Source organism: Nocardiopsis sp. NPDC006938 (assembly GCF_042869555.1).
In the GTDB taxonomy this organism is placed as follows: Bacteria; Actinomycetota; Actinomycetes; order Streptosporangiales; family Streptosporangiaceae; genus Nocardiopsis.
The window spans coordinates 31,467-51,830 of the sequence record NZ_JBIAGA010000017.1 but is presented as its reverse complement, the minus strand read 5'-3'; the positions used below and the strand labels follow the sequence as shown (position 1 = coordinate 51,830).

Below are 20,364 nucleotides of genomic sequence, written 5' to 3'. Positions count from 1 at the left end.
GACGCCCGGCAGTGCTCTGACCGCTTCGTACCCCCAACGGGATTCGAACCCGCGCTACCGCCTTGAAAGGGCGGCGTCCTAGGCCGCTAGACGATGGGGGCCCGTGTAGACAGCCTAAGCATAGGGGAGATTCCCACCAACGCCAAAGCGAATACCCGAGTCCACACAAACCCTGCGGGACCTGCGACGACGCGGAGCCTACGACGCGCCCCTCGACGGCGACGGGCTCTCGTCCCCGTCGTCCTCCGGCACACCGATCCGGCGGTCGGGGTCGGTCTCGATGTGCCGCTCGACCTGTGCCGACGTGAGCCCGATCCCGCCGAGGTCGATGTCGTCCCGGGCCTGGAGCCGGCCGGTCTCGGCGTCGAAGTACAGCACCGACGCCTGGTACGGCGTCGGCCGACCGGACCCGTGATCCAGCCCACGCAGCCCGGCTCCGCCGGTGGACCCCTGGACGAGGAACCTGGTCCCCAGGTCGGTGAGCTCCGTGGAGCGCAGGTGCTCGTTCCCGGCCAGGACCAGCGGGACCACGCCGTCGAACGGCAGCGCCTGGGTGCGTGTGTGCAGGATCGCGACGTCCACGTCGTCCCGGCCGCCCCGGACGGAGGCCGCCTGCTCCTCGCCCAGCGCGGCCACTCCGGCGGCGTCGGGGTTGAGCCGGGTGGCGTCCGGGGTGAAGCGGGGGTCGCCCGCTCCGTAGAAGGTGAGGCCGCCGACCTCCTCGACGTCCCCGTCCAGCACCACCGCGTTGGGTTGGGCCTCCACCGCGCGTTGGGTGCCCATGGAGTCGTGCTGGCCGCGCACCCACACGTAGGGAACGTCCAGCTTCCCGATCTCGTCGGCGAAGACGTCCTCCGCCGCGCTGCCGCGGTCGGTCAGGTCACCGGAGTCCACGATCACGTCCACGCCGTACTGCTCGCGGAGCGTGTTGATGATGCTCCACGACGCCGGGTTGAGCTGGATGTCCGACACGTGCAGCACCCGGATGACCGACTCGTCGTCGTCGTACACGGGCAGGGACGACGTCGCCTCGTAGATCATCGACACGTTGCCGACCAGCCCGGCGAGCTGCTCCTGGTACTCGCTGAACCGGCTGACGACGTCGTCGGCGCTGCCCACCACCTGTGGGGCGCCCGCGATGAGTCCGGTGTAGCGCGGCTCCGCGATGGCGCTCGGGTTGAAGGTGAGCCCGGCGAGGCCGCCACAGCCCACCAGGACGACCAGGGACGTGGCCCCGCTGGCCAGGGCCCGCCACGCGTTCCGGAACAGCAGCAGGCCCATCAGGGTCGCGCCCAGGGCCGCCACGAGGAGGGAGCGCAGCAGCAGGGCGGTCACACCGCTCGTGAGGTCCGCGCCGATCCCGGCCGCCATGCGGTTGATGGCGTCGGGGTCGGCGAACATCTCCTCGGCGGCGGACAGCCGGATGTCGGTGATGGTCGCCTCGAGCCGCAGGGGCGCGGCGTGGGTGTCGAAGGCCAGCTGGCCGAGCGGTGCGACGTTGACGACGGTCTCACCGTGCCACTGGGGCGCCAGGGAGAAGGTGACGTCGGCGGGGCCGATCGGCGTGACCACCTGCCCGCCGAGGGCCAGCCCCAGCCAGCCGCCGACCAGACCGGCGGCGACGACGCAGCTCCACCGCCACAGACGTCCGGAGCGCCACCGGCGAAGGGTCACGCGGAACCGTTCGAAGGCACTCTTGTAGTCGTAAGCGCGGATCTCTCCCCAAGACAACACACCCCCATCATGCCGTTGACTGGAGCCGTTCCCAATGTTTCCTCCCGTCCAGAGTGTTATGTCTCTTCCTCCAAACCCCGCGGAGGCAGCACAATGGCAGGCGTGGTTGAACTGACGCGCAGGGACTTCGAGGAACTGGTGGCCGACGCCCTGGACCAGATCCCGCCGGAACTGGCCCGACTCATGGACAACGTCGTGATCTCGGTCCAGGAGGAGTCGCCGGAGGGCCTGCTCGGCCTGTACGAGGGGATTCCGCTGACCGAGCGGGGCGACGCGTACTTCGGTGTGCTCCCGGACCAGATCTTCATCTACCGGCGCAACATCTGCGCCATGTGCGCGACCTCCGAGCAGGTCGTGGAGGAGGTGCTGGTCACCGTGGTCCACGAGATCGCGCACCACTTCGGTATCGACGACTCACGTCTGACGGAGCTCGGTTGGGGCTGAGGCGGGAACCGCGCACGGGACAACCGGCACACCGGGCGCCGGGTGGACGGGACACACCTGACACAGGGCGCCGGTGACCCCGGGCGCTCCGGCACCGGCGCGCCGGCGCGCCGGGCATCCGTCGACGCTCACACAGAGCGACCACATCGGCGAATAATCATCCGAAGGTCCCATAAATTGCCCCATCTGGGACGCGATTCCCTTTAGTGACACCATTCCGGCGAGTAACGAACACCTCCCCCCGCGCGGCATGCCCCGAGGCCGCGCGCACCTCTCCTGCATCAGTACCCACCTGGGAAAACAATCCGGATGGCAGGCCGCACGGAAGATACCGAATCAGATCAGGAGACATTACTCGGAGCAACGAATCAGACACGAATTCACCCAACCCGCTTGCCAGCCCGCCCTACTTCCGGAACCGTTGGTTAGGGGAACACGACACAGCGTGATTCACCCCTGTGACAGTGAGGGAGTGCCTGGTGGGCAATCCGAGCCTCGACAAGGCCGCCGGTGACGGAGACCACGAGTCCCCGAAGAAGCAGGACAACGCGTGGCGCAGCAGCTACCGCGACGTCATGGCGATAGCCGAGTTCCGCTCCATGTGGTTGGCCCACGCCCTGTCGGTGATCGGCGTCAACCTGCTGAACATCACGTCCAGCGTGCTGGTGTACCAGCTGACCGACTCCGCGTTCGCCGCGGGAATCACGCTGGCCGTCATGTTCCTGCCCCCGATCCTCGCCGGACCGCTGTTCTCCGGGCTCGCCGACATCCTGCCGCGGCGTCAGATGATGGTGGCCTGCGACCTGATCCGGGCGGCGGTCATCGTCCTCGTCGGCATCCCCGGCATCCCGATCTGGGCTGTCTGGGCGCTGCTGTTCGTCTCGATCCTGCCGTCGATCCCGTTCGCCGCCGCCAGGGCGGCGCTGCTCAGCCAGATCGTCCAGGGCGAGCGCTACGTGGCCAGCACAGCGATCATCCAGCTGACCGCGCAGATCGGGATGCTCCTCGGCCTGATCGCGGGCGGCGTGATCGTCACGTTCGTCAGCCCCAACATCACCCTGATGTCGACGGGCGTGCTCTTCGTCCTGTCCGCGCTGATCGTGCGGTTCGGCGTGCGGGCCCGCCCCGCCCCCGCGCGCGAGAAGACCGGTGAGAAGGGTCCCGGCCTGCTGGCCATGACCAGGGACGGCGCCAAGCTGGTCTTCCGCGACCCCAAGCTGCGCGTCCTGGCGCTGCTCGCCTGGCTCGCGGGTCTGTACTCGATCCCCTACGGGCTGGCCAACCCCATGGCCGACGAGGCCGGAGCCGGTCCGGCCGCCGCCGGGTTCATCATGGCGGGCCAGTCGATCGGGGCGCTCGTCGGCGGCTTCGTGCTCACCCGACTGATCGCCCCGCCCACCCGGACCCGTCTGCTCGGCCCGCTGGCGGTCCTCACCTGTGTCCCCCTGCTGCTGTGGGTGTTCCCCATGCCGCTGTGGATGATGATCACCGCCCTGACGCTCTGCGGTGCGGCAGGCTCCTACCAGTTCGTGGCCAACGCGGCCTTCGTCCTGTGCGTGCCCAAGGAGGGCCGCGGACTGGCGTTCGGCCTGGTCGCCTCGGGGCTCCAGGCCGCGCAGGGTGTGGGAATCCTGCTGTCCAGCTACTTCGTGGAGCTCACCAGCACCAGCACGGTGATCGTCGGCGCCGGGCTGCTCGCCCTGCTCTCCGCGATCGCTCTGGCCATCCCGTGGTCCCGGATGTCCCGGGAGGTCATCGAGCGGATGGAGGCGACCGAGTCGGAGGCCGCCTCCTAGGAGGCGGGTTCGGTGTTCGGGGCGGTGCTCCGCGAGCAGGTCTCACGGGACTGGTCGTTCTGACTTTCCTCCCGTGGGGCGCACAGCTCGCGCCGCCGCCACCCCGGGTGTGCGCGCAGGGTCCACATCAGTTGTCACTCGACTTTCCCTGGAAGTTGCGGATGATCTGCTCCAGCAGCGAGCGCTGCTCGCTCTCGGCCGGCATGAGCAGCCAGGCCAGGATGTAGATCGGGATGCCGGCCATGCCCAGCAGGGCCAGGACGACGAAGACGATCCGGATGATCGTGGAGTCCACACCGGTGTAGGCGGCGATGCCGCCGCAGACGCCGGTGAGGAAACGGTCGGTCTCGCTGCGCTGGAGGCGCTTGGTGGAGAAGTTCTCGTTCATGTCTCCACCATGCCCTCCGACGACGACGATTCCCATCGGGGACAGCCCTGGGCGGTCCCTGACTTCCGCCCCCGAAGGGTCCCGCGTGGCTTCGACGGCGCTGGCCCCGGGCGCGTTCCCGAGACCTGGGGCACACTCGGGGCCGGTCAGCCCCGTCGGCCGGGGGCGAAGACGTCGCCGAGTGTCCTGAAGGCCTCGCCGAGACGGGCGCGGAGCTCGTCGACGCCCTCCTCGTGTTCGGGGACGCCCTTCATGGACTGGCGCGTCGCGGCCATGGCGGCCGCCGCGGCCACCTGGGATCGGGCGTCGTCGAGGGGGACCCCGGCGCGTTCGGCCATCGCCGAGGCCACGCTCCGCTCCACGTCGTGGAAGCGGCTGAGCAGACCGGGCAGGAGGTGGGGTTCACGGTCCATCAGCTGCCGTCGCAGGGCGATGTCGGCGCGCTGTCTGCCGAGGTCGCCGGAGACGAGCAGGGAGGCCATCAGGAGGGCGCCGAGGTCCTCGGTGAACACGCCGGTGGGGCCGCCGGCCACGAACTCCTCGCGGGCCTCCTCGTCGAGGGAGACGGGGACGTCGTCGAGGAGCGCGTCCTCCTTGGTCGCGAAGTAGTTGAAGAAGGTGCGGGGCGAGACGTCGGCCTCGGCCGAGATGGCCTCGACGGTCACGTTCTCCAGCCCGCGCTCCAGGGTGAGCCGCACGGCGGCCTCCCGCAGAGCCCGGCGCGTGGCCAGCTTCTTGCGTTCTCGCAGCCCCATAGGTCCTCCCCTTGCACGAACAACGATTGCAGTGCGCGCAATATTTCTCCATGTGTATTTTTGCACGCGCCCAGCGGACGCCCGGTGATCATCTCACCCGCCCACGACCATCCGGCGGACCACCGCCGACCGGCATCCCGGTACAGGCCGCCGCTCGCCGAACAGGCTCTGCCCCGAAACCGCCCGCGTCCCGGTACAGGCCGCCGCTTTGGGGCCTGCGGTACGGCGCGGGACTCCCCAGTTCTCGAACTGGGCGATCACAGGATTGCCGGGTGAGCGGAGTGTGGCACGGGCGGAGTGTGGCTCGGCGGAACACCACGTCGGGCGGCCCGACGTAGCCGGTATCGCCCAGTCGGAGCAGGCCTGGATTCCGCACTCCAGGCAGAGGAATGACGCGAAACGCGGGCCTTCCGAGGCCGGGGAATGGAGGCGGGGAGTATCGGGTTCGATCGCTTCTACCAGAACTGGTGATTTCCTGTAGATTCGCCTCGTGTACCACGATAACCGCGGCGCGGAGAAGAACGCGCTGCCGTCGGCGTACGCGAGAGAACTGATCCGCAGCCGCGGTTGCCACTGCCAGCATCGCCCTTGCGCCGGCCGGGTGCTCTGGCGACGACTCCATCGAGGGCACCTACTTCGGCACCGCCGGACATACCGTGCCCGTCTTCGAGCCCGGCGGCGAACGCGTTCACACCGGGGCCTATGACGAGGTCGAGGGTGTGCGACGCGACGAAAACGGCACGTGGTCACCGTCCAGTACCGATCTGACCCTCATCGGTTCAGCCGCCACGGCTCCCTCACAGCGTCCGTCCGCGACGACGGAAGCGTCTCCATCCCCGACCAGCACCGCTGGAATGGCGAGAGCTACTCGAAGGAGTAGGAAAACCGATCATGGCACGTATCAGCAGGGACAACTTCCACGGCGGGTACCGGGTGACCGGCCTGGAGGACGACATTGCCAGAGCCAGAGCGAACGCCCAGTTCGAGCAGGACATGAGCCGTATCGCCGGACGTGTGGTCGACGCCCCGGCCGACGCCTTCGTCGGCGCCGTACGCACGACCGGAGGTATCGCTGCCGGTGGTGTCGGTGTCGGTGTGAGAATGGTGCGCGATCGGCGGTTCCGCTACATCACGCAGGCGGTCCTCCACTTTCCCATGGCGTTCTTCGTGGCGTTCTGCTTCGTCATGGCTTATGGGGGTGAGCAGGCGTCGATCCTCCAGGAATTCGGGCGGGGCGTCCTGATCGGGTTGATCGTGGCCGTGGTGTGGACCGCTGTGTACGTCGTCTTGCGCACGCGTCCGAAGCTGCGCCGACTCCACCAGTACTGAGTTCCGTGTAGCCGCGCGGTGATCGCGCCAGGACAAGGAAGGGAAGGGGTGAGGCCCCCTGGGCCTCACTTCTTCCCGCACCAGAGCGTGTACTCACCACGAGGCCCCTGTGGCCGCCACGAGAGCGCGCAACGAAAGCCGAGGAGCAGGTTCGCCACAGTGAAATGGATCGAGTAGGCCCCCAGGGGCTCGAACCCTGAACCCACGGATTAAAAGTCCGTTGCTCTGCCAATTGAGCTAGAGGCCCGCGCTTCGACCCGGAGCCCGCTCCCGGCCGTCGCCGGGTCAACTCTACCGCAGCGGTGGGCGGTCGCGGCGTCCGGTCACGGCCACCCGCCGCGACCGCCACCCGGTTCCATTGAGTGGCGAGGTCGGGGAGGCGAAGGCGGTGCAAGGTCTGGTGAACCACCCGAACCGCCGGGGAGCCCGCCGCCCTGTCCATCCGGTCCGGATTCCGTTTCGCACCGTGTCCCCACTCGGGCGCCCGGCGGATTCTGACGACTCCCTCGCGCGCTCAGACATCGACCCCGGTTCGCCCCCGGCCCTCCGGCCCGGGACGGCGGTTCGAGGGCGGACCGGACCGCTCCGGACACCCCCTCAGGGGCGGCGGGTCGCGAGGACGCAGAACTCGTTGCCCTCCGGGTCGGCGAGCACCACCCAGCTCGCGTCGCCCTGACCCACGTCGACGTGGCGGGCGCCCAGCCCGACCAGCCTCCGGACCTCCGCGTCCTGGTCGCGGTCGGCGGGGTTCACGTCGATGTGCAGCCGGTTCTTGACCACCCTGCCCTCCGGCACGCGTGCGAACGTGAGCACCGGGGCCACAGGCCCGGGCCCCTCCGTGCCCTCCACACCGGCGGCGCCACCGATGGTCACGAACCCCTCCTCCGGCCGGTCGTCACGCACCTGGTAGTCGAGGACCGCGCACCAGAACCGGGCGAGCGCTTGCGGATCGGCGCAGTCGATCGCGAGCTCCGTGAACCTGCTGACCATGTCGGGCCCCTTCGGTCGGTGTGGGGCGTCGGCCCGCCCTCAGTCGTCCTGGCATCCCACACCCCGGCCCGGTAGGGGCCGCGCGCTCCGCGACCGGCCCCCGACGCGCCGTCCCACGCGCGCGCCGCGGCCTCCTCTGGTGCGCGCGAACCGGCTGCTGGTAGAGTCGGGCGCGCTGTGATGTTCCGAGTTGTCTGAGGAGGTGTCGTGATGTCCCCGTCGGTGACCGCGATCCCCTCGACGCATCCTCGTTCGTCCTCTCTCGCGGAGCACGCGTCCTACCGTGCTCTGCCCGCCTATTCCCGTGTGGGGCGTTCGCGCTTCGCCGAGCGCCTCAAGGTGCTCGTGCGCAACCCCTACCCCCTGGGAACCAACGGCTACTCCACCTCGTGGGGCACCAACGCCCACGGTGAGCTCAGCTCCTGCCCGCCCGGACGCAGCTGACCCCTCCGCCTCCGTCGAGGCGTCTTCTCTTCTCCGCATGACGATCGTCGCGTGTCCGCGCGCCGGTCAGGCACCGCGCCGCTCCACACCCGTGCCCGGTCCCTGACGTAGGCGTCGCGACCTCGCGCTCACCGTCGTGCCCCGGGGCACGTGTGGCGTGCCCTCCTTCACCCCTGTTCACCAACGCCGACCGTGCTCCGCCCCTGCGCGGGTACGGCCGTTTCCGACGTGTGCCCGCACACGCCCGGGGACCGGGGCGCAACCGTTGAAAGGACAGCGGCGTGCTGCTGATCCTCCTCCTTGTCGTACTCACCGCCATCACCCTGTTCGTCCCGTTGCTGGACCGCCTGCTGGGCCGTGCCACGGGGTGGCCGGTCGCCCTGGTGCTGGCCCTGGCCGCGTTGTGGGTCCTCGCCCAGGGCCCGCCCCTGTGGAACCACGACCGCGTGCTGGAGGCGTCGCTGCCCTGGATGCCCGCGCTCGGCGTGGGGCTGCACCTGCGCATGGACGGCCTGGCCTGGTTGTTCTGCGTGCTCGTACTCGGCGTGGGCGCGCTGGTCATGGCCTACTCCACGCGCTACTTCCCGCCCGGGCGCCGGACCGGCTTCTACGTCCTGATGAGCGCCTTCGCGCTGGCGATGACCGGTCTGGTCCTGGCCGACGACGTGGTCCTGCTCTTCGTGTTCTGGGAGCTCACCACGATCTGCTCCTTCTACCTGATCGGCCTGTCCGGGCCGGGGGCGGTCCGCCCGGCGATCCGCACGTTCCTGCTGACCGCCATGGGCGGTCTGGCGCTGCTGACCGCGGTGGTGCTCCTGTGGGTGCGCACCGGCACGACCCGCCTGAGCGAGATCCTGGCCGACCCGTCCTGGACCCAGGACACCGTCTTCACCACCGTCCTGGCCGTGCTGGTCATCGTCGCGGTGTTCACCAAGTCGGCCCAGTTCCCCTTCCACTACTGGCTTCCCGACGCCATGGCCGCGAGCACCCCGGTGAGCGCCTACCTGCACGCGGCGGCGATGGTCAAGGCCGGTGTCTACCTGGCGATGCGCTTCTCCCCCGCCTTCACCGACAACGCCGTCTGGGGCACGACCCTGGTCGTCGTGGGTCTGACCACCGCCGTAATCGGCGCGGTCCTGGCGCTGCAACGCGACGACCTGAAGGAACTCACCGCCTACTCCACGGTGAGCCAGCTCGGGTTCCTCGTCGCGGTCATCGGTGTGGGCACCCCGCAGGCGCTGGTCGCCGCCGCCGTGCACACCGTGGCGCACGCGCTGTTCAAGTCCGCCCTGTTCATGTCGGTGGGCGTGATCGACCACCAGACGGGGACCCGCGACCTGCGGGAGCTGGGCGGTCTGCGCCGGACGATGCCCGTGACCGCGACGGTGAGCGCGCTGGCCGCGCTGTCCATGGCGGGGGTGCCGCCCCTGCTGGGGTTCGTCAGCAAGGAGAACCTGTTCGAGGCGCTGCTCCACGCGCCGGGGCCCGTCTGGGCCGGGCCGGTGGCCGGAGCGGTCTCGGTCGTCGCCGCGTCGTTGACCTTCGCCTACGCCTTCCGGTTCGTGTACATGGCCTTCGGGGGCGGTGACCGGCGCCGTCCGGGGGTGGAGCCGCCCCGTGAGGGCGGTGTGGCGCTGTTGGCGGCACCCGTGGTCGCCGCCGGGGCGGGCCTGGTCCTGGGGCTGGCGGTCACCGCGCTGAACCCGGCCATCGGCCGGGCCGCCGGGGACGCCGCCCTGGCCCCCGCCGACGCGGGCCTGGCCCTGTGGCACGGGCTCAACCCGGCGCTGGGGATGTCGGCGGCCGCCGTGCTCCTCGGCGCGCTCGTGACCTGGGCCTCGCGGTGCGGGGAGCGGATCTCCGGGTACCGGCTGCTCCCCGTCCGGGGAACGGCCGTCTTCGAGCACGCGCACGCGGGGGTCATCGCCCTCGGCAGACGCGTGGGCGACCTGACCCGTACCGACGCGCCCACCCGTCACCTGGTCGTGCCGTTCGTGCTGCTGGCGGTGCTCGCCGCCGTGGTGTCCGGGCTTGGCCTGGACTACGGGGTCTCGCCCGCCCCCACCTCCCGGGCCCTGGACTGGCTCCTGGTGGCGCTGACGGCGGTCGCGGTGCTCACCTCGGTGGTGACCCGCTCGCGGATGGCCGCCCTGGCGCTGGTCGGCGTGGCCGGGTTCGCCACCGCCCTGTGGTTCGTGTTCCTCGGCGCCGTCGACGTGGCCCTGACCCAGTTGCTGGTGGAGGTCCTGACGGTGGTCGTGGCGGTCCTCGTCCTGCGTCGGCTCCCCCGGGAGTTCCACCGGGTCAGCCGCTCGCGCACGGCCGTCACCGCCGTGATCGCGCTGACCGCCGGGACCGTGGCGGCGTTGGGCGCCTACCTGCTGACGGGCCGTAGGGAGCCCTCGGCCGTCAGTGAGCACCTGCTCGCCAACGCGCCCGAGGACACCGGCGGGACCAACGTGGTCAACACGATCCTGGTCGACTACCGGGCCCTGGACACCCTGGGCGAGCTCACGGTCCTGGGGGTGGCCGGTCTGATCATCATCGCGGTCCTGCGGTCGTCCGGCCTCCTCTCGAACGGCGGGGCCGCGTCGGCGGCACCGGGTTCCAGCCCGGTCTGGAACTCCGTCGACAACACGGTGATCATGCGCACCGTGGCGCGCTGGCTGGTCCCGCTGCTGGTGCTGTGGTCGGTCTACCTGCTGATGCGCGGGCACAACGCGCCGGGCGGAGGGTTCATCTCCGGCCTGGTCGGCGGCTCCGCCCTCGCCCTGGCCTACCTGGCGGCGCCCAGCGCGTCGGCCGCCCGTATCCGCCTGGCCTACCCGGTCCTCATCGCCGCGGGCGTGCTCACCGCCGCCGTCACCGGGTTGCTCGGGTACGCCGACGGCTCCTTCCTGCGGCCCCTGCACGCGGAGATCCCGCTGCCGTGGGGCGGCTACTACCACTTCACGAGCGCGCTCGTCTTCGACGTGGGTGTCTACCTGGCCGTGGTCGGCGTGCTGCTGACCGCGCTCAACCAGCTGGGGATGCCCCGGCGCGGCCGGGTCGGACCCCTCCAGGCCGAGGCACACCGCGCACCCGACACCGTCCGGCACGATCCGGCCACCGGAGGAACCCGATGACCCTGGCCCTCACGATCGGCGTCCTGATCGCCGGAGCCGTCTACCTCATCCTGCAACGCGGCATGGTCCGCGTCGTCCTGGGCTTCGTCCTGCTCAGCCATGGAGCGAACCTCCTGCTGATGTCGGCGGGCGGGGTCTTCCAGCGGGGCGCGCCGCTGCTGGGGCAGGGCTCCGTCGCCGACATGGCCGACCCCCTACCGCAGGCGTTCGTGCTCACGGCGATCGTCATCGCCTTCTCCATCACCATCTACATGCTCACTCTCGCCGCGACGGGTGAGGGCGACGATACCGAGGACGCCTCATGATCCCCGTTCTCCTGCCCGTACTGGTCGCGGTGCCGCTCCTGAGCGCCGCGCTGCTGGTCCTGCCCCTCGCGCGGCCGTTGGCCCGCGCGCTGTTCCTGGGGACCAGCGGGTTCGCGTTCGCGGCGGGCGCCGCGCTGCTCTGGGCCACCCGCGAGGGACAGGTGTACGCCCACCAGGTGGGCCTGTGGCCCGCCGGGGTGTCCATCCCCTTCGTCGCCGACACCTTCGCCGCGCTGATGGTGACCACCACCGCGTTGCTGGTGCTGGTGTGCTCGGCCTTCGCCGTGGCCACCGGCGAGACCGAACGCCGCTTCCTCCCGACTTTGGTGCTGGTTCTGTCGGCGGGGGTGTACGGCGCCCTGCTCACCGGCGACCTGTTCAACCTCTTCGTGTTCGTCGAGGTGATGCTGCTGCCCTCCTACGGGCTGATGGCGATCGCCGGGACACTGCGCGGCCTGCGCGGGGGGCGGACCTACGTCGCCCTCAACCTGCTGACCTCGACCGTGTTCCTCGCGGGCGTGGCCCTGGTCTACGGCACCGCCGGGACCGTGCAGCTGGGCGAGCTCGCCGGGGCGGCGAAGGAGTCGCCGGTGGTCGCGGTCGCCATGGGTGTGGTGCTGTTGGCGATGGCGGTCAAGGCGGCCGTCGTGCCGGTGCACGGTTGGCTGGTGCGCACGTACACGGCGCCCTCCCCCGCGGTGACCGCCCTGTTCTCGGGGCTGCACACCAAGGTCGCCATCTACGCGATCTACCGCCTCTACGCCGTGGTGTTCGACGGTGAGGCCTCGCTGCTGTGGGTGGGCCTGGTGCTGTTCTCGGCGACCATGCTCATCGGCGTCCTGGGGGCGGTGGGCGAGAACACCACCCGCTCGATCCTGGTCTTCCACATGGTGAGCCAGATCGGCTACATCCTGCTCGGCGTGGCCCTGTTCACCGAACTGGGGCTGGTGGCGGGCATCTTCTACCTCGTCCACCACATGGTGGTGAAGGCGTCCCTGTTCCTGTCCACCGGTGCCGTCGAGCACACGCACGGCACGGGCGCCCTCGACCGGCTGGGCGGGCTGGCGCGTCGGGAGCCGCTGCTGGCGTTCGCGTTCCTGGGCGCGGCGCTGTCCCTGGCCGGGCTGCCGCCCTTCTCCGGGTTCGTCGCCAAGCTCACCCTGGTGGCGGCCGCGCTCGACGACGGTCAGTGGGCGGTCGCCGCGATCGCCGTCGCCGTCAGCCTCATCACCCTGATGTCGATGCTCAAGATCTGGGGTTCGGTGTTCTGGGGTCCCGATCCGGGGTCCGGGACCGGCTCCGGAGCGGGGCCCGGACCAGGGTCCGTCCCCGCCACCGGGATCGCCCTGTCCGGTGAAGGGGGCGTGACGGCCCCGACGGCTCCGGCCCCCACGAGGATGCGCACCGGCCTGGTGCTGCCCGCCGTGGCTCTGACCGGCGTCACCCTCGTCGTCGGTCTGGGCGCCCAGGTCCTGCTCGACCTGAGCGCGCAGGCCGCCGCCCACCTGTTGGACACCTCCACCTACGTCGAGGCGGTGACGAACCGATGACCTCCTACCCGCGCAGGGCCCTGCGGCTCGTGTGGTTCCCGTTCTTCTACGGCGCCCGGGTGGTGACCGCCACGTGGCAGGTCGCCCGGGACGTCCTCACCCCCGGCAGCGCGTCGGTTCCGGCGGTGCTGGAGGTGCCGCTGCGCTGCCGCACCGACCTGGAGATCACGGCCGTCGCCAACATGGTCTCCCTGACCCCCGGAACGGTGACCGTGGCCACCCGTACGGACCCGCCCACCCTGTGGGTGCACGGCATGTTCACCGCCGACGAACCGGCCTTCTTCGACGACATCCGCCAGATGGAGGACTACCTCCTGAGCCTGACGCGCGCCGACGGGCCCAGGGGCACCGACCAGGGGGAGGACTCCTGATGCATCCCGTCGACATCGCCCTGCTGCTGCTTGGGGTGTCCATGGCGGTGGCCGCCCACCGCATCCTCACGGGCCCCCGGGGGGCCGACCGGGCGGCCGGGGCCGACGTGGTCTTCCTCGGCTTCGTCGGACTCGTCATCGCCCTCGGCCTTCGTATCGACTCCGCGCTAGTGGTCGACATCGTGCTGGTGTGCGCGCTCGTGGGGTTCCTGTCCGCCCTGTCCCTGGCCCGACTGATCTCCGGAGGCAAACGATGACCACGCTCCAGACGCTGGCCGTGGCCTGTGTGGTCGCGGGGGCGGCCGTCTTCGCGGTGGGGGCCCTGGGCCTCGTGCGCCTGCGCGACTTCTACTCGCGGCTGCACGGGGTGTCGATCGCCGCCGGGCTGGGCGTCCCCCTGCTCATGCTCGGTCTGCTGCTGTGGTTCCCCTCGGTGGAGAACGCGCTCAAGATCGGGCTGGCGCTGCTGGTGCAGCTGGCCACCGCCGCGGTGGGGGGCAACGCCCTGGCGCGCGCCGGATACCTGGCGGGAACTCCCCTGTCTCCCGCGACCAGGCGCGACGACCTCGCCGAGACCGGCCCGAGCGACGGGGAGGGGGGCTGACCGCATTCCGTGCCGGTGGCCGGGTGCCGGTCACCGGTGCGGGAGGTCGCGACCATGGATGACCTGTTCGTCGGCGGGGCGCGCACCGCGTTCCAGCTCCTGTCCCTGCTGGCCAGCGTGCTCACCGGTCTGCTCTTCGCCCGGGTGACGCGCGCCCGCGCGGGGGTCCTGAGGCCGCACGGCGCCCAGGACCCCCCGCTGCGGGACCTCCCCCGCTCCGGTACGGCGATCGTGGTCGACGGCAACGCCGTCCCCGGGGTTTCGGGGCCGCTGACCGCGCCCTACTCCGGGGCCGGGTGCGTCTGGTACCGGACCGAGGTGTGGGAGCACCGACCGGACGAGCGTTCCCGCTACGCGCGGCTGCGCACGACCCTGGTCGCGGCGGAACAGAGCGATGCGCCCTTCCGTCTCCAGGACAGGACGGGGAGGGCGTGGTGCTATCCGCGCGGGGCCGTGGCGGACGGGGTCGCCCGTACCCACGACTCCTTCGTGGCCGACTCCCTGGAGGAGGGCGCGCCCGGGTGCCGGGTGGCCGGAGGCGAGCCGGGGGCGGCCGGGTACGAGCACTCCGCCGCCGGCCGCTCCTACCGGGAGTGGTCGGTACCGCCGGGGACCCGTCTGCTGGTCAGCGGCGTCTCGTACGGCTGGAACGGGGAGGCCGTGGTCGCGAGTTCCCCCGACGGGTACCTGCTGTTGTCGACGCGCACCGCGCCGCAGCTCCGCGACGCGCACCGGACCCGGCAGGTGCTCGCCGGGGCGGCCTTCCTCGGCTCTCTCGCGGCCACGGTGTGGCTCCTGTGACCCGGTGCGACGCGCGCCCGCGTCCTCTCACCGGCCCGGCTCACTCCGGGTCGGTGAGCAGGTCCGTGTGGGCCGAGGCGTTGCCCAGCGACCGCAGCAGCTCTCCCACCAGGCGGTCGGTGGCGCTGCCGGGCTTCTCCAGCTCCAGCCGGGGAACCCGGGTGACCTGTTCGTAGCGGTCGGCGTCGTACTCCGTCCCCGGCGCGGAACCGTTCTCCCCGCCCCAGGCGGACATCCCGTGGGTGTTGGTGACCGCCACCCCCACGTCCCACCCGCCGCCGTACCCGGCGTCCTCGGAGAGGCTGCCGAGCAGGTCGAGGAAGGCCCGCACCCGGTAGGCCAGGGCTCCGTCGAAGAACAGGTACCGGCCGTCGGTCCGGGCCGCCGCGCGTCCGCAGTACAGCGACACCTCTCCCCGTTCGCGGACGACGAAGCGCAGGTCGCGTTCCTCCCGGACCACCATCGACGACGTGGCGAGCTGGCTGGCGATCCCCACCCCTCCGGCGGTGCGGAACCCCGAGGCGAGTTCCCCGAGGACCGGCGACACCCGGGACGCCGGTCCGGCCCGGTCCCTGGTCCGCCGCGTCACCCCGTCGCGGACCAGGTCGAACAGCAGCGGGCGGGCGTCCTCCGCGGCCGTCCAGGCCTTGAACATCCCGGGGACGCGCCGTGAGGGCAGCGCCACCAGGTGCAGGTGCGCCAGCGTCCCCTCGGGGAAGGGGTCCTTGTCCACCCGCTCGCGCAGGGCGGCGCGCACCACGTCCAGCGAGGTGTCCCTGGCCCGGATGAGCCGCTCCACCTCGGCGTCGGACAGGCGCCGCTTCTCCCGGTCGCCGCGACCGTAGTAGGCGCCCCCCGCCATGTGCGGGGCGAGCGGGGAGGCGGGCACCTCGATGAGCAGGTAGCCGTGCCCGGGGCGCTCGCTCTCCAGCCACTCCACCGACACCTGGAGCGGGGGGTCGCAGGCGGAGGCGGCGATCCGGGCCGGGGTCTCCAGGATCTGGTCGACCCAGGCGACCGGCGCCAGCGCGAACCGCCCCTCCGCCTTGACCTCGCGCACGCCGACCACGATCAGCCCGCCGTCGATCGCGAAGGACGCCATGTCCTTGGCCTGGTCCTTGGAGCCTCTGAGCTGTTGTTTGGCCTCGCGTTTGGGGGTCTCGGTGAACGCGCCCTCGTTGAGGGCCGCCTCCAGGTCGGCCTCGCTGGCCGGACGCCACGTCGGGGGCAGGACTCGATCCATGTCGGCATCATGCCCACTCTCGCCGCCGATCCCGCACGCGTTCGCGAACCGGCGCGCCGCGACCCGCGCCCGCACTGGTCCGTTCCCACGACGGACCGCACCCGCGAGTGCCCACGTCCACGAGTGCCCACGTCCACGACGACCCGCGCCCGCGACGACCCGCGCCCGCGAGGACCGGGGGTTCAGGGGCGCACCGGTACGCCTCCCGGCCCCCGGAAGGTGCGGCGGTAGGCGCTGGGCGAGACCCCGAGCTCGGCGTGCACGTGCTGGCGCAGGGAGACGGCGCTGCCGAACCCGGCCCGTTCCGCGACCCGCTCCACCGGGAGGTCCGTCCCCTCCAGGAGCTCGCGGGCCAGGTCCAGCCTGCGCAGCGCGAGCCAGCGTCCCGGTGACAGTCCGGTCTCCTCCCGGAAGCGGCGGGTGAACGTGCGCACGCTCATCGCCTCCCGCTCGGCGAGGTCGGCCAGGCTCGGCTGGAGGTGCAGGTGGTTCTGGGCCCACTCCCGGGCGCGGCCGGTGGAGGACCGCTCCGGGGCGGGCACCGGCAGGCGCACGTACTGGGCCTGCCCGCCGTCGCGGTGCGGGGGCACCACGGTGTTGCGGGCCACCTCGTTGGCCACGGCGGCGCCGTGGTCGGTACGGATCATGTGCAGGCACAGGTCGGTGCCGGAGGCCACGCCCGCCGAGGTGAGCACGCGCCCGTTGTCGGTGTAGAGCACGTCCGGGTCGAGTTCGACGCCCGGGTACATCGCGCGGAAGTACCCGGCGGACATCCAGTGGGTGGTGACCCGGCAGCCGTCGAGGAGGCCGACGGCGGCGAGCACGAACGCCGCCGAGCAGACGGAGGCCACCCGCGTCCGCGCCCCGACCCGGGCGAGGGCGGCGGCGAGCGCGGGGCGGACCGGGTCGTGCGGGCGTTCCCCGTAGTCCTCCTCCGCGGCGGGAAGGACCACGGTGTCGGCCTCGTCGAGGGCTTCGGGGCCGTGGCGGACGTTGAGGGTGAGGTCCGTGTCGGTGGTGACCACCCCGGGTTCCAGGGCGCAGGTGACCACCTCGTAGGGCGGCCGCCCGTCCGGTGTGCGGGCGCGGCCGAAGAGACGGTGGACGATCCCGGCCTCCATGGGCAGCACCCCGTGGCGGACGAACACGGCCACGCGGTGGCGGCCGGGGTGGACGAAGACGCTCATGCGCCCGATCCTATGGCCTGATTCTTTCGTTTGTTGTCATTTCGGCCACTGTCCGCTTCCGGCTCCGGACACGAGGCTGGAACCATGCCGCACACCACCGACACACCGAGTCCTCCGCGCCCCGCCGGTGCCCGGCGCCGTCGCGTGACCGTCCACCGCGCCTGGGTGACGGCCCTCGTCGCGGGGCTGACCATCGTGGCCGCGGCGGCCTTCGCCGCCGTGCCCGGTCTGCTCATGGAACCCCTGCACGACGAGTACGGGTGGTCGCGCGGATCGATCGGCCTGGCCGCGTCCGTCAACATGCTCCTCTACGGCCTGGTCGCGCCGTTCGCGGCCGCCCTGACCGACCGGTTCGGCCTCCGCCGCGTGGCCGTGGCCGCGCTGGCGGTGGTCGTGGCGGGAGCCGGGCTGACCACCCTGATGACCGCGTCCTGGCAGCTGACCCTCTACTGGGGGTTCCTGGTCGGCGCGGGCACCGGTTCCCTGTCGATGACCTTCGCCGCGACGGTCGCGCACCACTGGTTCACGCGGCGGCGGGGCCTGGTGGTCGGTGCGCTGACCGGGGCGAGCGCCTTCGGCCAGCTGGTCTTCCTGCCCGCCCTGGCGTGGATCGTGGACCAGCAGGGGTGGCGCCCGGCCGTGGTCACACTGGCCCTGACCGCCACGGTGACGGCGCTCCTCGTGGCCCTGGTCCTGCGCGACCACCCCGCCGATCTGGGGTTGCGTCCGTACGGGGCCACGGAAGACGTGCCCCGGCCCGCACCGGAGCGGGGGGCCGCCACACGGGCGTTGCGGGTCCTGTACGCGTCGGCGCGGGACCGGCGGTTCTGGGTGGTCGCCGCGACGTTCGCGGTCTGCGGCGCCAGCACCAACGGTCTCTTGTGGACCCACTTCGTCCCGGCCGCGCGCGACCAGGGCATGGCGGTGACGACGGCCGCCGCGCTGGTGTCGGCGGTCGGTGTGTTCTCCCTGGCGGGCACGGTGCTGTCCGGGTGGCTGACCGACCGGGTCGACCCGCGCCTCCTGCTGGCCCTCTACTACGGGGGGCGCGGGCTACTGCTGGTGTCGCTGCCCGCGCTGCTCGGACCGGAGGCGGGGGTGGCGATCGTCGCGTTCGTGGTGGTGTTCGGGCTCCTGGACGTGGCGACCGTGCCTCCGACCATCCTGCTGTGCCGCCGAGTCTTCGGCGCGGACGGGGCCGTCGTCTTCGGCTGGGTGGGCGCCGCGCACCAGGCGGGCGCGGGGGCCATGGCCGTCTTCGGCGGTCTCGTCCGGGACCTGACCGGAGGGTACGGCGCGGTGTGGCTGGTCGCGGCGGCGCTGTGCGCGCTGGCGGCGCCGCTCGCCCTGCGGATCGCCCGCCCCGAGGAAGGTGACCGTGCCCAGAAGGGTGACCGCCCCGAGGAGGGTGACCGTGCCGCGTGATGCCGCGAGGGGCGCCGAGGCCGCCCGACGCCCCTCCGTGGCGTTCACACTGGTCCTGATGGTGCTGGCCGCGACCCTGGCGTACGTGGGCCTGGCCGGGGTCGCCCAGGGGATGAGGGCCGCCCGGGGCGAGGGTGTCCAGGGAACGTTCACCGCCGACGACCTCTCCTGCGTACGGCATCCCGGACACACGTCGTGCGTCTGCGCCGGGACCTTCGCCGCGAACGACGGCGGGCCTGCCAGGAACGTCGACCTGCACGCCGCCGGGCCCGCGACCTGCCGGGTGGGCGAACCCGTCCCCGCGACGGACGCGGGTGCCTCCAGCCGCGTCTACGGCCCGGACGGCTCCCGGGAGTGGCTCTTCGGCGCGGCCTTGGTGGCGGTCTCCCTGGCCGTCCCCGCGACCCAGGCTCTGCTGTGGGCCCGCTGGGCCCGGGGCCGCCGTCGCGGCCCGATCCGGTGAGGGCGTGCGGTCAACCCGCGTCGGGCTCGTTGCGCGCGCGGCATGAAGTCCTCCAGGTGACGCACACGGCCCTCCTCGGGCACCGTCGGGACGGGGTCTCGGACACGGGAAGCCCGATCCCTCCCTGCCGGGGGAGCGGCTCCGCGCGGTGTCCCGAGCCGGTCCGGGACACCGAGCGTCGTCGCGAAGCCCATGGGAACGGGGCTTCGCGCGCGGTCGTGGCGAGGGCGGACCCATCACCGGGAAGGGACACGGAACACCCCTTTCCGGCACCGGCGCCGTTAGGCTTGCGGACATGACCGGAGACCGTCGGCGGGCGCCGCTGAGCAGCGAACTCGCCCAACGGGTGGTCGACGTCATCGCGCCGACCATCAGCCACAACATCAACGTGATGGACGAGCACGGCACGATCATCGCGTGCATGGACCCGTCGCGGGTCGGGAGCCTGCACCACGGGGCGCAGCGGGTGATCGCCGAACGGCGCAGCGTGCTGGTGACGGTGCCCGAACCGGGCACCTCCGACCGCCCGGGCGCCAACGAGCCGCTGGTGATCGACGGCGAGCTGCGCGGGGTCGTCGGGGTCACCGGCAACCCCCGCGAGGTGGAGGACCTGGCCCGGGTGGTGGCGCTCACCGTGCAGTTGCTCATCTCCCAGGAGTACGAGCAGGACGCCGTGAGCAGGCGGCACACTGAAGGCCGCGATCTGGTGGCGGCGCTGAGCTCGGGGACGACGCGTTCGGACGACGCCCGTGCGCGGCTGGCGGCGGCCGGGCTCGCCCCGCCGTGGTCGCTGGCCCTGTGGGCGGCCGCCGCCCCGAGGCCGGGCGGCGGGGTCGCTCCCCCTCAGCTGGCGGAGGCCGCCGCGGCCAGGGTGAACTCGCGCAGCGGGCGGCGGGCGGCCGTCCTGCACGGAGCGCTGTGGGTCATCGGTACCGGCCGTCTTCCGGCCGCCGACGCACTGGAGCTGCCCCCGGACAGCCGCCACACGCGCACCCCGGCCACGGACGACGTGGACGCGCTCATGTCCTACGCCGAGGAGTCGCGGGCGCTGTGCCGGTACGCGGGGCTGATCCCGAGCATCGAGCGCCCCGGCCCGTGGTCGCGGGAGATCGCGGTGTCCGTGGCCCACCTGCCCCGGCGGACCCTGGCCCGCATGTCCGCGCGCACCTCGGCCCTGAGCCCGGCGCAGCGCGGGACCGTCCTCGCGATGGCGTCGGCCGTCTCCATGCGCGAGGCCTCCGACGCCGTCTTCGTGCACCGCAACACACTGCTCCAGCGCGTGGACCGGGTTCGTGAGGCCACTGGCCTGGACATCCGGCGCCCGGATCACCTCACCACAGTGCACATGTGCCTGTACGCGGAGGCAGCACTGGGCATTTCGCATATAATTCCGACATAAAGCCCCAGGAA

General features: G+C 71.9%; 20 protein-coding genes and 2 tRNA genes. 14 read left to right on the top strand and 8 right to left on the bottom strand.

The features are described from left to right. Window positions 1–28 precede the first annotated feature (28 nt). Together ACFYL4_RS22430 and ACFYL4_RS22425 are read right to left on the bottom strand one after the other, a co-directional pair. A tRNA-Glu gene (locus tag ACFYL4_RS22430) sits at window positions 29–101 on the bottom strand. 97 nt (window positions 102–198) lie between these two features. Then, entirely contained in the window at window positions 199–1,731 is a 1,533-nt protein-coding gene (locus tag ACFYL4_RS22425) for a metallophosphoesterase (RefSeq protein ID WP_357760424.1), read from the bottom strand. A gap of 96 nt (window positions 1,732–1,827) precedes the next feature. Here ACFYL4_RS22425 and ACFYL4_RS22420 point away from each other — a divergent pair, with 96 nt between their 5' ends. Together ACFYL4_RS22420 and ACFYL4_RS22415 are read left to right on the top strand one after the other, a co-directional pair. After that, a complete protein-coding gene (locus tag ACFYL4_RS22420) occupies window positions 1,828–2,178 on the top strand; it encodes a metallopeptidase family protein (protein ID WP_357760325.1) in 351 nt (116 codons plus the stop codon). A 479-nt stretch (window positions 2,179–2,657) separates the two neighbouring features. Next, entirely contained in the window at window positions 2,658–3,974 is a 1,317-nt protein-coding gene (locus ACFYL4_RS22415) for an MFS transporter (RefSeq protein WP_387520635.1), read from the top strand. A gap of 127 nt (window positions 3,975–4,101) precedes the next feature. Here the strand turns inward: ACFYL4_RS22415 and ACFYL4_RS22410 are convergent, their stop codons facing one another. Continuing rightward, complete coding sequence (locus ACFYL4_RS22410) at window positions 4,102–4,362, bottom strand: PspC domain-containing protein (protein WP_357760328.1); 261 nt, start codon at window positions 4,360–4,362, stop codon at window positions 4,102–4,104. A 146-nt stretch (window positions 4,363–4,508) separates the two neighbouring features. Further along, complete coding sequence (locus tag ACFYL4_RS22405) at window positions 4,509–5,117, bottom strand: helix-turn-helix domain-containing protein (RefSeq protein ID WP_357760331.1); 609 nt, start codon at window positions 5,115–5,117, stop codon at window positions 4,509–4,511. A gap of 891 nt (window positions 5,118–6,008) precedes the next feature. On the opposite strand from ACFYL4_RS22405, the gene ACFYL4_RS22400 reads away from it, so the two are divergent. Further along, window positions 6,009–6,446: a hypothetical protein gene (locus ACFYL4_RS22400; protein WP_357760334.1), complete on the top strand. Its 438-nt coding sequence runs from the start codon at window positions 6,009–6,011 to the stop codon at window positions 6,444–6,446. 174 nt (window positions 6,447–6,620) lie between these two features. Here ACFYL4_RS22400 and ACFYL4_RS22395 read toward each other — a convergent pair. Together ACFYL4_RS22395 and ACFYL4_RS22390 are read right to left on the bottom strand one after the other, a co-directional pair. Next, window positions 6,621–6,693: transfer RNA gene (locus ACFYL4_RS22395), tRNA-Lys, on the bottom strand. 350 nt (window positions 6,694–7,043) lie between these two features. After that, complete coding sequence (locus ACFYL4_RS22390) at window positions 7,044–7,436, bottom strand: VOC family protein (protein ID WP_357760337.1); 393 nt, start codon at window positions 7,434–7,436, stop codon at window positions 7,044–7,046. Window positions 7,437–7,646: 210 nt separating this feature from the next. Between ACFYL4_RS22390 and ACFYL4_RS22385 the strand changes: the two genes are divergently transcribed. The 8 genes from ACFYL4_RS22385 (at window position 7,647) to ACFYL4_RS22350 (ending at window position 14,636) form a co-directional block, all read left to right on the top strand. Further along, window positions 7,647–7,880 (top strand): hypothetical protein, encoded by a 234-nt coding sequence (locus tag ACFYL4_RS22385; RefSeq protein ID WP_387520631.1) that lies wholly within the window; start codon window positions 7,647–7,649, stop codon window positions 7,878–7,880. A 281-nt stretch (window positions 7,881–8,161) separates the two neighbouring features. Then, window positions 8,162–11,005 (top strand): DUF4040 family protein, encoded by a 2,844-nt coding sequence (locus ACFYL4_RS22380; RefSeq protein ID WP_387520628.1) that lies wholly within the window; start codon window positions 8,162–8,164, stop codon window positions 11,003–11,005. After that, window positions 11,002–11,310 (top strand): cation:proton antiporter subunit C, encoded by a 309-nt coding sequence (locus ACFYL4_RS22375; RefSeq protein ID WP_357760346.1) that lies wholly within the window; start codon window positions 11,002–11,004, stop codon window positions 11,308–11,310. Before ACFYL4_RS22380 ends, ACFYL4_RS22375 begins: the two co-directional genes overlap by 4 nt. Continuing rightward, window positions 11,307–12,860 carry a monovalent cation/H+ antiporter subunit D family protein gene (locus ACFYL4_RS22370; protein WP_357760349.1) on the top strand — a complete coding sequence of 518 codons (1,554 nt, stop codon included), beginning with the start codon at window positions 11,307–11,309 and terminating at the stop codon, window positions 12,858–12,860. Before ACFYL4_RS22375 ends, ACFYL4_RS22370 begins: the two co-directional genes overlap by 4 nt. Further along, window positions 12,857–13,231, top strand: a complete 375-nt coding sequence (locus tag ACFYL4_RS22365; protein WP_357760352.1) for a Na+/H+ antiporter subunit E — start codon at window positions 12,857–12,859, stop codon at window positions 13,229–13,231. The genes ACFYL4_RS22370 and ACFYL4_RS22365 overlap by 4 nt, the downstream gene beginning before the upstream one ends. Continuing rightward, on the top strand, window positions 13,231–13,488 hold the full coding sequence (locus ACFYL4_RS22360) for a monovalent cation/H+ antiporter complex subunit F (protein WP_387520624.1): 258 nt from the start codon (window positions 13,231–13,233) through the stop codon (window positions 13,486–13,488). Before ACFYL4_RS22365 ends, ACFYL4_RS22360 begins: the two co-directional genes overlap by 1 nt. After that, window positions 13,485–13,835, top strand: coding sequence for a monovalent cation/H(+) antiporter subunit G (gene mnhG, locus ACFYL4_RS22355; RefSeq protein WP_357760358.1), 351 nt, complete (start codon window positions 13,485–13,487; stop codon window positions 13,833–13,835). The genes ACFYL4_RS22360 and mnhG overlap by 4 nt, the downstream gene beginning before the upstream one ends. Window positions 13,836–13,889: 54 nt before the next feature. Then, window positions 13,890–14,636, top strand: a complete 747-nt coding sequence (locus ACFYL4_RS22350) for a GIDE domain-containing protein (RefSeq protein WP_357760361.1) — start codon at window positions 13,890–13,892, stop codon at window positions 14,634–14,636. Between the two features lie 40 nt (window positions 14,637–14,676). Here ACFYL4_RS22350 and ACFYL4_RS22345 read toward each other — a convergent pair whose 3' ends face one another. Continuing rightward, window positions 14,677–15,879: an ATP-binding protein gene (locus tag ACFYL4_RS22345; protein WP_357760364.1), complete on the bottom strand. Its 1,203-nt coding sequence runs from the start codon at window positions 15,877–15,879 to the stop codon at window positions 14,677–14,679. A gap of 182 nt (window positions 15,880–16,061) precedes the next feature. Continuing rightward, complete coding sequence (locus tag ACFYL4_RS22340; RefSeq protein ID WP_357760367.1) at window positions 16,062–17,066, bottom strand: helix-turn-helix domain-containing protein; 1,005 nt, start codon at window positions 17,064–17,066, stop codon at window positions 16,062–16,064. A gap of 84 nt (window positions 17,067–17,150) precedes the next feature. On the opposite strand from ACFYL4_RS22340, the gene ACFYL4_RS22335 reads away from it, so the two are divergent. From ACFYL4_RS22335 to ACFYL4_RS22325, 3 genes are all read left to right on the top strand, one after another. Further along, on the top strand, window positions 17,151–18,491 hold the full coding sequence (locus ACFYL4_RS22335) for an MFS transporter (protein WP_387520620.1): 1,341 nt from the start codon (window positions 17,151–17,153) through the stop codon (window positions 18,489–18,491). Beyond that, window positions 18,481–18,954, top strand: a complete 474-nt coding sequence (locus ACFYL4_RS22330) for a hypothetical protein (protein ID WP_387520617.1) — start codon at window positions 18,481–18,483, stop codon at window positions 18,952–18,954. Before ACFYL4_RS22335 ends, ACFYL4_RS22330 begins: the two co-directional genes overlap by 11 nt. A 295-nt stretch (window positions 18,955–19,249) precedes the next feature. Then, window positions 19,250–20,353 (top strand): sugar diacid recognition domain-containing protein, encoded by a 1,104-nt coding sequence (locus tag ACFYL4_RS22325; protein ID WP_357760371.1) that lies wholly within the window; start codon window positions 19,250–19,252, stop codon window positions 20,351–20,353. The last annotated feature ends 11 nt before the right edge of the window (window positions 20,354–20,364 follow it).

Excerpts from the sequence above, each read along its gene's own strand:
- ACFYL4_RS22420 (WP_357760325.1), top strand. The coding sequence starts at position 1,828 with ATGGCAGGCGTGGTTGAACTGACGCGCAGGGACTTCGAGGAACTGGTG.
- ACFYL4_RS22410 (WP_357760328.1), bottom strand. The coding sequence starts at position 4,362 with ATGAACGAGAACTTCTCCACCAAGCGCCTCCAGCGCAGCGAGACCGAC.
- ACFYL4_RS22405 (WP_357760331.1), bottom strand. The coding sequence starts at position 5,117 with ATGGGGCTGCGAGAACGCAAGAAGCTGGCCACGCGCCGGGCTCTGCGG.
- ACFYL4_RS22400 (WP_357760334.1), top strand. The coding sequence starts at position 6,009 with ATGGCACGTATCAGCAGGGACAACTTCCACGGCGGGTACCGGGTGACC.
- ACFYL4_RS22390 (WP_357760337.1), bottom strand. The coding sequence starts at position 7,436 with ATGGTCAGCAGGTTCACGGAGCTCGCGATCGACTGCGCCGATCCGCAA.
- ACFYL4_RS22385 (WP_387520631.1), top strand. The coding sequence starts at position 7,647 with ATGTCCCCGTCGGTGACCGCGATCCCCTCGACGCATCCTCGTTCGTCC.
- ACFYL4_RS22375 (WP_357760346.1), top strand. The coding sequence starts at position 11,002 with ATGACCCTGGCCCTCACGATCGGCGTCCTGATCGCCGGAGCCGTCTAC.
- ACFYL4_RS22370 (WP_357760349.1), top strand. The coding sequence starts at position 11,307 with ATGATCCCCGTTCTCCTGCCCGTACTGGTCGCGGTGCCGCTCCTGAGC.
- ACFYL4_RS22365 (WP_357760352.1), top strand. The coding sequence starts at position 12,857 with ATGACCTCCTACCCGCGCAGGGCCCTGCGGCTCGTGTGGTTCCCGTTC.
- ACFYL4_RS22360 (WP_387520624.1), top strand. The coding sequence starts at position 13,231 with ATGCATCCCGTCGACATCGCCCTGCTGCTGCTTGGGGTGTCCATGGCG.
- mnhG (WP_357760358.1), top strand. The coding sequence starts at position 13,485 with ATGACCACGCTCCAGACGCTGGCCGTGGCCTGTGTGGTCGCGGGGGCG.
- ACFYL4_RS22350 (WP_357760361.1), top strand. The coding sequence starts at position 13,890 with ATGGATGACCTGTTCGTCGGCGGGGCGCGCACCGCGTTCCAGCTCCTG.
- ACFYL4_RS22345 (WP_357760364.1), bottom strand. The coding sequence starts at position 15,879 with ATGGATCGAGTCCTGCCCCCGACGTGGCGTCCGGCCAGCGAGGCCGAC.
- ACFYL4_RS22340 (WP_357760367.1), bottom strand. The coding sequence starts at position 17,066 with ATGAGCGTCTTCGTCCACCCCGGCCGCCACCGCGTGGCCGTGTTCGTC.
- ACFYL4_RS22335 (WP_387520620.1), top strand. The coding sequence starts at position 17,151 with ATGCCGCACACCACCGACACACCGAGTCCTCCGCGCCCCGCCGGTGCC.
- ACFYL4_RS22325 (WP_357760371.1), top strand. The coding sequence starts at position 19,250 with ATGACCGGAGACCGTCGGCGGGCGCCGCTGAGCAGCGAACTCGCCCAA.